This window comes from Actinospineispora spinosispora DSM 44797 (assembly GCF_000429025.1).
Lineage (GTDB): Bacteria > Actinomycetota > Actinomycetes > Mycobacteriales > Pseudonocardiaceae > Pseudonocardia > Pseudonocardia spinosispora.
On the sequence record NZ_AUBB01000029.1, the window covers coordinates 149505 to 163224 of the forward strand.

Sequence of the window (13720 nt, forward strand, 5' to 3'; positions counted from 1 at the left end):
ATATGCACGATTTCTCACCGGAGTGGAGTGAAAAGCTCCGGAATTTCTCCGGTTTTTCTCCGATTCACGCGATAATAGCCATGCCCGAAAATGATGAGAGGTATCATTCGGGCCGCTTCAGGTGAATAGAGGCCTCACCGGGCGAGATGCGCTCCGTAGCGCTCGTGCACGTGGCGCAGGTCGTGTTCGAGGATGGCGAGGCCGCTGCGGTCGGCCATGTCCAGTGCGTCGCGGCTGACGGTGGTGGCGCTCGTCAGGTCACCCGCGCCGAGGTGTGCCTCGACCAGAACGACCAGGGCGGTCGCCTCGACCAGCAGGTAGCCGCCGTCGCGGGCGGCGCGGCGGGCCCGTTGGGCCACCTCGACGCCCGAGGACGGGTCTCCTCGCCTCACCGCCAGCGACGCCTTGGCCGCCAGTGCCTTCGCCCGGTGCCAGCCCAGATCGTTGGCCTGGCCCTCGACGATCCGCATGACCGTGTCCAGGTTCTCCTCGGCTCGGGCGTACTCGCCCAGGCCTATCTGCGCGTTCGCCAGCACCGTGCGCCCGGTCGCCTCGAACAGCGGCGCATCCGACTTCAGGCTGTACGCCAGCGCCGCCTCGGCCTCCACCCGAGACCGCTCGAAGTCACCGCGCTGCCAGTACAGCTGGCTCAGCCGGGCGTTGATGAACGCCAGTCCGCTGGCCGAGCGCAGCTCGGTGAACATCTGCCGTGCCCGGCCGAACAGCTCTTCCGCCTCGGCCAACCGGTTGCCCGAGATCCGCAGCGAGCCCAGCAACATCAGGTCACCCGCCAGCGCCGCGCGCAGACCGTGCTTCTCGCTCAGCGCCATGGCCGCCCGGCAGCATTCCTCGGCCTCTTCCAGCCTGCCCAGGAAGTGCAGCAGCTCGTTGAGGTTCTTCCACGCCCGGTTCTCCCCCGCCGGCGAGCACAGTTCCGCGAACAGGGTCACCGCGCGGCGGGCCGGTTCCAACGCCTCCTCCGCACGGCTGGTCCAGGACAACGCGACACCCAGGTCGGCCAGCGCGGCGGCCTCGCATTCCGGCCAGCCACACTCCCGGGACAGCCGGATGGCGTCGCGCATGTGCACCAGCCCCGCCTCCGGCCAGCCGTTCTGAAAGATCGAGGTGCCGATGCTCAGGTGCAGCAACGCCTGCACGTCCACCTCGCCGTGCTTGCGGGCGGCGTCGAGGAAGTCCTGCGCGATGCGCAGCCATTCCGCACGCCGCCCGGTGCGGTGGTGATAGGTGCGCAGGTGTGCCACCAGTAGCCAGGCCGCCGGGTACGGACCCTGCTCCACCGCCCGTAAGGCGACGGCGGTCATGTTGGCCAGCTCGGCGTCGGCGCCGCCCCGCTCCTCCAGCTCGGTGCGCCACGCCTCGGGCAGCGGATGGTCGGGGCGGCGCAGCTGGACGGTGCTCTGCCCGTAGCCGCGAGTGGCGACGGTGGCGGCACACAGGTGGTAGTCGACCAGCCGGTTCCATGCGGCGGGGCCGTCCGGGTCCTCGCGCACCCGGCTCGCGGCGAACAGCCGGATCAGGTCGTGGAACCGGTAGCGGCCGTCGGTGTGCTTCTCCACGATGCACGCCGACGCCAGCCCCTTGAGCAGACGCGTCGCCTCGGTTCCCGGGAGATCGCCGAGTGCGGCGGCCACGCCCTCGGTGAAGTCGGCTCCGGGGATCAGACCGAGGAGCTGGAACAGCCGCTGCTGCTCAGGCCCCAGGGCGCGGTGGGAAACACAGAACGCGGTGACCACCGGGCTGTCCTCGGCACCCTCCACCGTGAGGGCCGCCAGCCGGTCCTCGCCCGCGAGCTCGGCCGCGACCGTCGAGATGGCGGTGTCCGGATCGGCGGCGGTGTTGACCGCGATGTTCGCCCCGGCGATCCGCAGCGCCAGCGGGAGGCCGGCGCACAGCTCGACCAGCCGCGCCGCCGAGACGTGCTCGGCAGCGATCCGGTCCGGTCCGAGCATCCCGCTCAGCAGATCCTGCGACTCCCCCTCGGTCAGCGCGCCCAGGGGCACCAGGTGCGCACCGGCGTGTGCCACGAGGCCGGCCAACCGGTTACGGCTGGTGACCACCAGTGACCCGGTGGGCGGCAGCAACGGCAGCACCTGCGCCTCGTCGCGTGCGTTGTCCAGCACCAGCAGCATCGTGCGGTCCGACAGCAGGCACCGGTACAGCGACTCGCAGTCCGCCACCGTGGCCGGCACCCGCCTCGGCGACACCCCGAGCGACTGCAGCAGGCTGCTCAACGCGGCGAGCGGGGACAGCGGCTCCTGGTCGAGCTCGTGGCCGCGCAGGTTCAGGTACAGCTGCCCGTCCGGGAAGTGCCCGCGCGCCGCGTGCGCCCAATGCAGCGCCAGCGCGGTCTTACCGACGCCGCCGATGCCGCTGACCACACACACCCCGCCGTCCGCCGTGGTCAGGCGTTCGTCCAGCATCGTGAGCGCGCCGGTGCGGCCGGCGAAGCCGCGGACGTCACGGGGCAGTTCGGTCGGCCGGACCCGCTGAACGTGCTGCGCGCGGTCCTGGGCGATCGGCGGTTCGTCGGCGTCGAGGATGCGCCGCTGCATCTCACGCAGCTGGGGGCCCGGTTCCATGCCGAGCTCCCCGACCAGTCGCCGTCGCGTCTCGGTGTAGACGGTGAGGGCTTCGATGCGACGTTCGCAGCGGTCCAGCGCGAGCATCAGCGCGGCCGCGAGCCGCTCGCGCAACGGATGCTCCGAGGCGATCTTGCCGAGCTCGTCCACGATCTGGCCGTGCCGCCCCGCCGCCAGCTCGGCCTCGAACAGCTCCTCGAACGCGGTCAGGCGTCGCTCCTCCAATGCCGGACGTTCGTGGGCGATCATCGGCTTGGTGGCCCCGCTCAGCGCCGGGCCGGTCCACAGCGCGAGCGCGGAACGCAGCCGGCCCGCCGCATCGGGGTGTTTCCCGTCGCGCAGTTCGGTGCGTGCCTCGGTGACCGCGTCGGTGAACACCTGCAGGTCCAGCTCGCCGGGTGCCACGGTGATCAGGTAGCCGGCGCCGGCCCGGGTGATGACCCCCGCGCCCAGCCGCGAGCGCAGCTCGGAGACGTAGTTGTACAGCCGGTGTTTCGCACCGTCGCCCTGCTTCGCTCCCCATACCGAATCGAGCAGCTGCTCGTCGGCGACCACGAGGTTCGCGCGCAGCAACAATGCCGCCAGGACCGCCCGCGACTTCGGCGCGAGCGGTTGCGGCTCGCCGTCCGAGCCGTGCGCGGTGATCAGCCCGAGCACCCGGTACCTCGGCCGGTCCGGCGTGCCGGCAGTGTCGATCCCGGCAGTGTCGATCATTGAACCCCCCGGTTCACCCAGCGCCCGGACACAGAAATCGCGAGCTTGTCTTACCGCGAACTACTGGCAACAGTCCAGGTGCCGTGGCGGCGGCCACTCCGGTGAGCACGCCTTCGCGGTGGTTTTCGCTTTGACGTGCGGAATCGTCGGATTATTCTGGGGCGCGGCCGGAGGTTTCGACGAGAGAAGTTGGTGTCGTTGTCGAGGAGCGAGCGACGATCCGGCGGTCGGACCCGGTCCTCGAGATCGGGTGGCGGTGGCGTTCCCCTGTCCGACCTGGCGGGAGCCGGAGCGGGCGGCGTGCTCTGTCTCCTGGTGGTCGTGTCGCTCGTCTTCGTCGTGATCAACATGACCACCGCGACCACTGCCCCTGAGGGGCCCGCGATGACCGAGCCGGCCACGCGGACGGTCTCGACCCCGATGACCACTCAGGGACCGGCGACGCAGCCCAGCCGCGGCCCCGCACCGGTCACCGGGCCGGTGGAACAGCCGAGGTCCTTCACCCCGGACCAGATCATGCTCCGTGACCCCGTTCCTCTTCCGGCCAACTGACCCGGCCACGCCTCACCGTGGCATGACCGACGGGAGACTCACGTCGCCGGCCAGGGCTCGACTTCGCAGAGCTTCACGTCGCGTCGCAGACACTGCAGCGTTTGCGACGCGACACGACGCTCTGCGAGGTGACGTGAATGAGACTGGTGGGGCCGGTGATGTGCTGGTGCGAGAAGTATCCGGGCGCAGCCCGCGCGCCACACCACCGCCCGGCCACCCGCAACCACGACCAGCCGCCCCCGGTCCAGACCGTACTAGACGCAACCACAGGCACAGCCGCCGTTCAACGACATGATCGAACTGCACCACGTGCGGCCGCCGCAATTTTGCGACGGAGCGTCGACACGTACACGTCCAAGGTCCTCGACGTATCCGGCCAGGCCGCGCCCATACGCGTGCCTCGATTTGTCGCCTCGTGCACACGGCACCTTCGGCCCGCGCGAGGAGCGCCCGTCCCCGGAACCCGCGACCACCGCCGGTGCGGTGCCGGGTCGCGACCTTTCGGCGTATGAGCTAGAGATTAGCTAAACCTTTCATAAAGGTTCGATCCAATCGTGGCTCGACTGAATCCTCCACTTCCAGTGAACTCAAATAAATAGGCGATCCGGGGGCTCTCCTGCATGCTCTAGTCCGACGATCCGCAGGTAGGCCACACGGAAGGAATCGCATGAACCCGGGGAAGAATCGGAGCCGTCCGATGGCGGTGGCGGCACTGGTGCTGGTGTCGGTGACCGCGTGCGGCACGGCCGAACCGGCTGGTCCGCACGCCGGGGTCGCCCTGCGCGCTGATTCCTCGCCGGTGTTCGACGCACACGGGTTCGGGACACTCAAGCTGGGGATGAGTCGTGAGCAGGCGCAGTCCACCGGGCTTGTCGCCGCCTTCCCTCCCGCCGGTCAGGGATGTGTGTCCACCAGCTGGAAAGCCGACCCGGCACGTAAGACGACCAGCGTGTACCTGTCGGACGCCCGTGGTGTCGCGGCGATCCATCCGCCTGCCGGCGCTCGGACGCCGGAAGGGATCCGTGCCGGTTCCTCGACCGCCGATGCCGACAAGGCCTATCCGGGCGTGGGGAAAGCCCTGCGAGAACAAGGGCACGCGGTAGCGCCCGCTCCGGGGAATCCCCGGTCCGAGTACCGGCTCGACGCGGGCTCCGACCGTCCGGGCCCGCACGACGTCGTCACCGAGATCGCCGTGCAACTTCGTGATCAGGACTGCTACGAATGAGTCCGACGAGATAAGCGCACTAGAGCCGCGCAGGGAGAGCCCACGACTCCCGAGGGGAAGGAGCCGTGGGCGCCGAGCCGCGATCGAATCCGGCCGAGCGCACCGATGAGCCCACCACATATGAACTCACACCGGCGCGATGTATCTCGATGACACCGGAAACTCCGCCGCGCGACCCTAGCGACACCGAAGCCATTCCTCCCACATTTTTTCAACACATCGACCGTGCATCAATTTCGTTGATATCGTCGACGTCGAAGATGACTAACGGAATCGAGCGCTGAGGTTTCCCGCGGCCTCTCCGACCGCGATCCCGAACGACACTTCGGACTCCTCGGTCAGCCGGGTCGTCGGGATGTTCACGCTCAGGCTCGCCACCGGGATGTCCTGCCCGTCCAGCACGACCGCCGCGACCGAGCTCACGTCGGCCCGCCACTCCCCGTGGTTCACGGCGAACCCCTGGGAACGGATCGTGGCCAGCTCGGCGCGCATCGCGTCGGGGTCGGTGATCGTCGTGTCGGTGTAGCGCGGTAGCTCGTTGGCCAGTACCCGGCGGATGACGTCCGGGTCGCTGTTGGCCAGGACCGCCTTGCCGTTGGCCGACGCGTGCAGCGGCAGGGCGTGCCCGAGCGCCATGCTGGTCCGGACCGCCTTCGCGGTCTCCAGACGCTCGATCAGGACCACCCGATCACCTTCGGGGACCGTCAGGTGGATCGTCTCCTCGGTCCGGACGCGCAGCTTCTCCATGATCGGCACCGCCGCGTCGCGCAGCCCGAGATCCTCGCTGGCCCTGCCGCCGACGGCCAGGGCCTTCGTCGTCATCGTCCAGCGGGTGAGCTCGCCGGGCGCGGGTCGGATCCAGCCGGCCTCGGCGAGCGTGCGCAGCGCGCGCTGCGCCGAGCTCTTCGGCATGTCCAGCGCGCGGGCCAGCTCACCCACGCCGACCGGCTGCCGGGCGGCGACCTCCTCCAGGACCCGGAGGGTGTTCAGCACGTTGCGCATCTCTTGACTCCTCAACCAGAGGTACCTAACATCCCCGCACCTTTTTACGGCACAGTGTGCCATTTCACGGCACGGAATGGACAAGGTGTGGTGGCGACCCTCGACAAGCGGTCCCTCGGCGGACAGCACTTCCTGCAGATCCCCGGCCCGACCAACGTGCCCGAACGGGTGCTGCGGGCCATCGCGCAGCCCACGATCGACCACAGAGGACCGGACTTCGCCGAGCAGACGCTCGACCTGCTGCGCCACCTCGGTCCGGTGTTCGGCACCAGCGGGCCGGTGGTCGTCTACCCGTCCTCGGGCACCGGGGCGTGGGAGGCGGCGCTGGTGAACACCCTGTCGCCGGGCGACCGGGTGCTCGCCTTCGAGACCGGCCACTTCGCCAGCCTGTGGCGGGACATGGCGGCGAAGCTCGGGCTGATCGTCGACTTCGTGCCGGGTGACTGGCGCCGCGGGGTCGACCCCGGAGCCGTGGCAGAACACCTCGCCGCCGACCGGGAGCACAGCATCGCGGCGGTCATGGTGGTCCACAACGAGACCTCGACCGGGGTGACCAGCCGGATCCCGGACATCCGGGCCGCCATCGACGGCGCGGGCCACCCGGCGCTGCTGCTGGTCGACACGATCTCCTCGCTCGGCTCGATCGACTACCGGCACGAGGAATGGGGCGTCGACGTCACGGTCAGCTGCTCGCAGAAGGGGCTCATGCTGCCACCCGGCCTCGGTTTCAACGCGGTCAGCGCCAAGGCCCTGGACGCCGCGAAGAGCGCCCGGCTGCCGACGTCGTACTGGGACTGGGAGCCGATCGTGGCCGCCAACGAGGCCGGCTACTACCCGTACACGCCGCCGACCAACCTGCTCTACGGCCTGCGGGAGGCGCTGCGGATCCTCGACGAGGAGGGGCTGCCGAACGTCTTCGCGCGCCACGACCGGCACGCCGAGGCGACCCGGGCCGCGGTCCGGGGCTGGGGCCTGGAGTTGCTGTGTGCCGACGAGCGGGAGTACTCGTCCGCGCTGACCGCCGTGCTGCTCGGCCCCGAGCACGACGCGGACAAGATCCGTCGCCTCATCCTCGAACGGTTCGACATGTCGCTGGGCACCGGGCTCGGCAAGCTCGCCGGCCGGGTGTTCCGGATCGGTCACCTCGGCGCGCTGAGCGACCTGACGCTCGCCGGGACCCTGTGCGGCGTGCAGATGGGTCTCGAACTGGCCGGGGTGCGCATCGACCACGGCGGTCTGCGGTCGGCGCTGGAGATTCTGCGCGCCGAGTGACCCGGCACGAACACAGCATTCGCACGCTCTGACCGGCGCCCCACACGCCGGCACCTACAAGGAGGTAGGTCGTTGACCGAGCGGACCGAACAGCCCCGACGATTCGCGGACATGAAACGGTGGACCTACATCCTGCCGGTCATCGTCTTCATCTACGTCATCTGCTACATCGACCGGACGAACATCAGCTTCGCCCTGCCGCATCTCAAGACCGACATGCACCTGTCCGGTGCCCAGCAGGGATTCGCCAGCGGCGTCTTCTTCTGGGGCTACCTGCTGCTGCAGATACCCGGCGGCTACATGGCCGAACGGTGGAGTGCGAAACGCTGGGTCGCGATCCTGATGGTGCTGTGGAGCGTCGCCGCGATGGCGTCCGGGCTCACCCACACCTTCGGGCAGCTCGTGCTGGCCCGGTTCCTGCTCGGTGTGGCCGAGGGCGGGGTGCAGCCGGCGCTGATGACCAGCATCCGGTCCTGGTTCCCGTTCGCCGAACGCAGCCGCGCCTACGCGATCTTCAAGCTGTACACGCCGATCGCGGCCGTGGTCGCCGCGCCGTTCTCCGGCATCATCCTCACCGTCGCCGACTGGCGCTGGATGTTCATCATCCAGGGTGGTGCGCCGCTGGTCATCGGGCTGATCGCGTGGCTGGCGGTCATGCGGGACACCCCGGCGAAGGCGCGATGGCTGTCGGACAACGAGCGCGACCACATCGAGCGCGCCCGCATCGAGGAGGGCGAGCCGCTGCAGCACCGGGGCACCTTCAAGGCGGCGTTCACCAGCTCGATCGTCTGGTACTTCGCGCTGATCTACACGCTGACCCAGATGGGGCTGCTCGGACTGACGCTGTGGATGCCCAGTGTGCTGAAGAAGGCCTTCCACACCGACCTGCAGGTGGGGCTGGTCGCGATGCTGCCGCAGGTCGTGGCGGCGATCGCGATCGTCATGGTGGGCCGCTCGGCGGACCGCCGGGGCCACCACGTCGCCCACATGTCGCTGGTGCTCGCCGCCGGCGCGGTGATCATGGCGGGCGCCAGTGTGGTCTCGGCCGAGCAGAAATGGCTCGTGCTCACCGCGATGATCCTCGGCACCGCCGCTTCGATCGCCTGGTACGGGCCGTTCTGGGCGAGCATCACCAAGCTCGTCCCGGTGGCCGCCGCAGGCGCGGGCATGGGGCTGATCAACGGCGTCGGCAACCTCGGCAGCTTCATCGGCCCCTACGTCGGTGGCTGGCTCAGCGACCTCGACAACGGTGGCTACACCCTCACCCAGGCGTTCTTCGGTCTGGTGTTCGCGGTGGCCGCACTGCTGGTGCTGCCGCTGCGCAAGCGACTGCGCGACGCGGCCAGACACGAGGCGGCCCGGACCGAGCCCTCGACGCTGTAGCCGCGACGACCGTGAAAGGAACCCAGATGACCGTCACCGCCACCGAATCCTCGCTCGGCGCGCGCCTGGAGCGTGCGCTGCGCGCCGAGCTGGACGGCGAGGTCGCCTTCGACGACTACAGCCGGCACCTGTTCTCCCGGGACGCCAGCATGTACTCGATCACCCCGCTCGGGGTGGCGTTCCCCCGCCACGCCGACGACGTGGCGGCGGCGGTGACGATCGCCGGTGAGCTCGGTGTGCCGATCGTGGCCAGGGGGGCGGGCACCAGCCTGGCCGGCCAGACCGTCGGCCCCGGTCTGGTGCTCGACCTGTCCAGGCATCTCACCCGGATTCTGGCGATCGACCCGGTGGCGCGGACCGCGCTGGTCGAGGTCGGGGTGGTGCAGGACCAGCTCAACCAGGCGGCCGCCGAGCACGGGCTGATGTTCGGCCCGGATACCTCGACCAGCAACCGGGCCACGATCGGCGGGATGCTCGGCAACAACTCCGCGGGCAGCGGGTCGCTGACCTACGGCATGACGATCGACCACATACGAGCGCTCGACGTGGTGCTCTCCGACGGGTCCCGCGCCCGGCTCGAGCCGGTCGACGAGGCCGAACGGGTTCGCCGCGCGTCGACGGACACGCTGGAAGGACGGCTCTACCGGGAGCTGCCGGAGCTGGTTCGGGCGAACGAGGAGGCGATCACCGCCGGGATGCCGACGTTCTGGCGCCGCGCCTGCGGCTACCGGCTGGACCGGCTGCTGGGTTTCGGACCGGACAAGCCGTTCGACCTGGCCAAGTTCGTGGTCGGCGCCGAGGGCACCCTGGTGGTCGCCACCCACGCGCTGGTCGACCTGGTCCCCAAACCGGCACGCACGGTGTACGCGGTGGGCCACTTCGCCGACACCGCGAGCGCCATCCGGGCCACCACCGACGCGTTGAGCTGCGCACCGCACCAGGTCGAGCTGATGGACCGCACGATCCTGGACCTGTCCCGGCAGAAGATCGAGTTCGCCGAGCTGGGCACGATCCTGGTCGGCGACCCCGGCGCGCTGCTCTTCGTGTCCTTCACCGGCGACGACGAGGAGAAGCTGAGCGTCGAGCTCGACCGGCTGGACGAGCTGTGGAAACACAACGGGCACGGCTATCACACGCTGCGCGCGCTCACCCCCGCCGACCAGGCCGCGCTGCTGAAGGTCCGCAAGTCCAGCCTCGGGCTGCTGATGGCCGCCGGGGAGGGCACCCGCCGCCCGCTGGCCTTCGTCGAGGACACCGCCGTCGACCCCGCGCACCTGGCCGAGTACACCCAGCGGTTCAAGGCGATCCTCGACGAGCACCGGATGGAGGCCGGGTTCTACGGCCACTGCTCGGTCGGCTGCCTGCACATCCGCCCGTTCGTCGACCTGACCGACCCCGACGAGGTCATCCGGATGCGCGCGGTCGCCGAGGCGGTGAAGAACCTGGTCACCGAGTTCGGCGGGGTGAACTCCAGCGAGCACGGCGACGGCCTGGCCCGCAGCGAGTTCAACCGCGAGATCTTCGGCGAGCCGCTGTACCAGGCGATGTGCGAGGTCAAACGGCTCTTCGACCCGGGCAACGGGCTGAACCCCGGCAAGATCGTCAACGCGCCGTCGATGACCGAGAACCTGCGGGACCGCGACGCCCTGGTGCCTGCGCCGCCGCTGCACACGGCACTGCGGTTCGAGGTGGTCGGTGGGATGCGCGGCGCCGCCGACCGGTGCATGAACATCGGGGCCTGCCGCAAGTCGACCCAGGGTGTGATGTGCCCGTCCTACATCGCCACCAAGAACGAGGAGCACTCCACCCGCGGTCGGGCGAACGCGCTGGTCAAAGCGTTGTCCGAGGCGGACCCGCGCGCGGCGCTGGCGGGTGAGCGGCTGCACGAGATCCTCGACCTGTGCCTGATGTGCAAGGCGTGCAAGAGCGAATGCCCGATGGGTGTGGACATGGCCTCGCTGAAGGCCGAGGCGCTCGCCACGCACCACGAGACGCACGGCGTCCCGCCGCGGTCGCGACTGTTCGGCGCGATCCGCGCGCTGAACCGGCTCGGGTCGGCGACCGCGCCGCTGTCCAACCTGCCCGGCCGGATCCGTCCGCTGCGCAGGCTGGCCGAACGCACCATCGGCATCACCGCGGCGCGGCCGCTGCCCCGATTCCAGCGGGCGAACCTCGTGCGCTGGTTCCGTGGACGCTCTGCGGCGGCCGTCGCCCCGATGGGGTCGCTCACCTGGCTCGCCGACTCGTTCAGCACGTTCACCGAGCCGGACATCGGCCGGGCCGGGATCGAGCTGCTGGAACGCGCGGGCTGGCGGGTGGAACTGGCCGGCGGCGGGTGCTGCGGCCGGTCCAGCCTGTCGAAGGGGCTGCTCGAAGACGCGGCACGCAAGGCGTCCGCGCTGGTCACGTCGCTGGCGGGCACCGAGCCCGGGTCGCCGATCGTCGGCTGCGAACCGTCGTGCCTGTCGATGCTGCGCGACGAGCACACCGCGCTGCTGCCCCCGGAGTCCGGCGCCTCCTCTGTCGCACAGCGGGTGCGGCAGGTCGAGGAGCTGCTGGTCGAGGCGATCGACGCGGGCCGGCTGACGCTGCGGGCGGACTCGTGGCTGGCCGGGCGCCGGATCGTGTTCCACGGGCACTGTCACCAGAAGGCGGAGGTCGGCACGGCGGCCACGATGGCGCTGCTGCGGCGGATTCCGGGCGCCGAGGTGGCGGAGATCGACGCGGGGTGTTGCGGCATGGCCGGTTCGTTCGGGTTCGAGTCCGAGCACTACGCGCTGTCCATGCAGGTCGGGGGTGACCGGCTGTTCCCCGCGCTGGCCGCGGAGCCGACGGACACCGTGGTCGCTGCGACCGGCGTCTCCTGCCGGCAGCAGATCTTCCACGGCGCCGACCGAACGGCGTGGCATCCGCTCGAGCTGGTCCGCCAAGCACTGGAGGAGGCACGGTGAGCACCTCGTCGAACCCGCCACTGACCGACGTGACCGTGCTGGAGGTGGGCGCGTTCATGGCCGCCCCGTACGCGACGATGCAGCTGGCCGACCTCGGCGCCCGGGTGCTCAAGGTGGAGAACCCGGACGGCGGCGACCCGGTCCGCTCGACCGGGCCGTTCATCGACGGGCACAGCTCGCCGTTCGTCCGGCTCAACCGCAACAAGGAGTCGGTCACGCTCGACCTGAAGTCGCCGACCGATGTGGCCACGTTCGTCGAGCTGGTGCGGACGGCCGACGTGCTGGTGGAGAACCTGCGGCCGGGCGCGATGCAGCGGCTGGGCCTCGGCTACCCCGCGCTGCGTGAGGTGAACCCCCGGCTGATCTACGCCTCGGCGTCCGGGTGGGGCCAGGACGGTCCGCTCGCGAGTCTGCCGGGACTCGACATCATGGCCCAGGCGCGCAGCGGGCTGATGAGCATCACCGGTTTCCCGGACCGGGAGCCTGCCAAGGTGGGGGTGCCGATCTGCGACCTGGTGTGCGGGCTGTACCTGGCGCTCGCGGTGACCTCGGCGCTGCGCGAGCGCGACCGGTCCGGCGAGGGGCAGCACATCGACGTGTCGCTGTTCGAGTCCGGCGTCTCGTTCGCCGTGTGGGAGGCCGGGCAGTACTTCGGCGACGGTTCCGTGCCCCGCCCGCACGGGTCCGCCCACCAGAACAACGCGCCCTACCAGGCGGTCCGCACCTGCGACGGGTACGTCACGTTCGGTGCGACCACGCCGAAGACCTGGACCGCGTTCTGCCACACCCTCGCCCTCGACGAGCTGCTCGACGACCCGCGCTACGACGGCGCCTACTCTCGGCGCCAGCACCGCGAGGAGCTCATCGCGACCATCGAGGCGGTCACCACGACCCGCACCACCTCCTCGCTCGTCGCCGACCTCGAACGCGCCGGGGTGCCGTGCGCACCGATCGCCGACTACGAGCAGGTCTTCACCGACGAGACGCTGCGGCAGCGGGACTTCTACTGGGATGCGCCGCACCCGGCGCTGGGCCCGGTGCGGCAGCTCGGGTCACCGATGCGTTTCTCCCGCACCCCGGTGCGGCGCGGATCGGCGGGGCCTCCGCTGGGCGACGCGACCGAAGCAGTGCTGGCCGAGCTGAAAGGGACGGACAAGCGATGACCGACATCGAGCTGCGCGCCGAGAACCACGTGCTGACCGTGACGTTCAACCGTCCCGAGCAGCGCAACGCGATGACCTGGGAGATGTACGCCGGGCTGGAGAAGGCCTGCGAGCAGGCCGACTCCTCCCCCGACGTCCGGGCCATGGTGCTGCGCGGCGCCGGCGGCAAGGCGTTCGTTGCCGGCACGGACATCGCCCAGTTCGCCGGGTTCTCCAACGGCGAGGACGGGGTGGACTACGAACGGCGGATCACGACGGTCCTGCGGCGGCTCGAAGCGGTCGCCGTGCCCACGATCGCCTCGATCGACGGGTACTGCGTCGGCGGCGGCCTAGGCATCGCCTGTGCCGTCGACATCCGGGTGGCCACCCCCCGGTCGAGGTTCGGCGTACCGATCGCGCGCACCCTGGGCAACTGCCTGTCCGGCGCGGCCCTCGATCTGCTGGTCCGGGGCTTCGGCCGGTCCCGGGCGACGTCCCTGCTGCTGACCGCCCGGCTGATGGGCGCCGACGAGGCCCTCGCCGCCGGGTTCCTCACCGCGTTGGACGAGGACGTGACCACGGCGACCGCCACGATCGTCGACGGCGTGGTCGGTCAGGCGCCGCTGAGCATGTGGGCGTCGAAACAGGCGCTGCGGCGGCTGCACCGCGACGGCCCCGACACCGATCTCACCGACATCGTCTCCCGCGTCTACGGCTCGGCCGACTTCCACAACGCGGTCGCCTCGTTCCTGGCCAAACAACCCCCGACCTGGAGTGACCACCACTGACTCCGGACACGCGCGTCCGAAGATCACCACAGCGTGACAGCACCTCGCAGAGCGTCCCGTCGCGTCGCAGACACTGCAGCATCTGCGACAC

General features: G+C 70.2%; 9 protein-coding genes. 7 read left to right on the forward strand and 2 right to left on the reverse strand.

What is annotated here, in order from left to right:
• Window positions 1-134: 134 nt before the first annotated feature.
• Window positions 135-3314, reverse strand: coding sequence for an AfsR/SARP family transcriptional regulator (locus tag G406_RS46930; protein WP_051342116.1), 3180 nt, complete (start codon window positions 3312-3314; stop codon window positions 135-137).
• 192 nt (window positions 3315-3506) lie between these two features.
• Between G406_RS46930 and G406_RS0114885 the strand changes: the two genes are divergently transcribed.
• The gene (locus tag G406_RS0114885) at window positions 3507-3866 is read left to right on the forward strand and encodes a hypothetical protein (RefSeq protein WP_156934883.1); all 360 of its coding nucleotides are present in this window, start codon (window positions 3507-3509) and stop codon (window positions 3864-3866) included.
• Window positions 3867-4563: 697 nt separating this feature from the next.
• A complete protein-coding gene (locus G406_RS54000) occupies window positions 4564-5091 on the forward strand; it encodes a hypothetical protein (RefSeq protein ID WP_051342117.1) in 528 nt (175 codons plus the stop codon).
• A gap of 264 nt (window positions 5092-5355) precedes the next feature.
• Here G406_RS54000 and G406_RS0114895 read toward each other — a convergent pair whose 3' ends face one another.
• Window positions 5356-6093 carry an IclR family transcriptional regulator gene (locus tag G406_RS0114895; RefSeq protein WP_028934478.1) on the reverse strand — a complete coding sequence of 246 codons (738 nt, stop codon included), beginning with the start codon at window positions 6091-6093 and terminating at the stop codon, window positions 5356-5358.
• Between the two features lie 90 nt (window positions 6094-6183).
• Here G406_RS0114895 and G406_RS0114900 point away from each other — a divergent pair, with 90 nt between their 5' ends.
• The 5 genes from G406_RS0114900 (at window position 6184) to G406_RS0114920 (ending at window position 13629) form a co-directional block, all read left to right on the forward strand.
• On the forward strand, window positions 6184-7365 hold the full coding sequence (locus G406_RS0114900; protein ID WP_037076710.1) for a pyridoxal-phosphate-dependent aminotransferase family protein: 1182 nt from the start codon (window positions 6184-6186) through the stop codon (window positions 7363-7365).
• 72 nt (window positions 7366-7437) lie between these two features.
• Window positions 7438-8748, forward strand: coding sequence for an MFS transporter (locus G406_RS46940; protein WP_064742923.1), 1311 nt, complete (start codon window positions 7438-7440; stop codon window positions 8746-8748).
• Window positions 8749-8774: 26 nt separating this feature from the next.
• Window positions 8775-11699 (forward strand): FAD-binding and (Fe-S)-binding domain-containing protein, encoded by a 2925-nt coding sequence (locus G406_RS0114910; protein ID WP_028934480.1) that lies wholly within the window; start codon window positions 8775-8777, stop codon window positions 11697-11699.
• Complete coding sequence (locus G406_RS46945) at window positions 11696-12862, forward strand: CaiB/BaiF CoA transferase family protein (protein WP_037076686.1); 1167 nt, start codon at window positions 11696-11698, stop codon at window positions 12860-12862. Before G406_RS0114910 ends, G406_RS46945 begins: the two co-directional genes overlap by 4 nt.
• A complete protein-coding gene (locus G406_RS0114920; protein ID WP_028934481.1) occupies window positions 12859-13629 on the forward strand; it encodes an enoyl-CoA hydratase in 771 nt (256 codons plus the stop codon). The genes G406_RS46945 and G406_RS0114920 overlap by 4 nt, the downstream gene beginning before the upstream one ends.
• Window positions 13630-13720: the final 91 nt, after the last annotated feature.

Coding starts and splice junctions, on each gene's coding strand:
- G406_RS46930 (WP_051342116.1), bottom strand. CDS start 3,314: ATGATCGACACTGCCGGGATCGACACTGCCGGCACGCCGGACCGGCCG.
- G406_RS54000 (WP_051342117.1), top strand. CDS start 4,564: ATGGCGGTGGCGGCACTGGTGCTGGTGTCGGTGACCGCGTGCGGCACG.
- G406_RS0114895 (WP_028934478.1), bottom strand. CDS start 6,093: ATGCGCAACGTGCTGAACACCCTCCGGGTCCTGGAGGAGGTCGCCGCC.
- G406_RS0114910 (WP_028934480.1), top strand. CDS start 8,775: ATGACCGTCACCGCCACCGAATCCTCGCTCGGCGCGCGCCTGGAGCGT.
- G406_RS0114920 (WP_028934481.1), top strand. CDS start 12,859: ATGACCGACATCGAGCTGCGCGCCGAGAACCACGTGCTGACCGTGACG.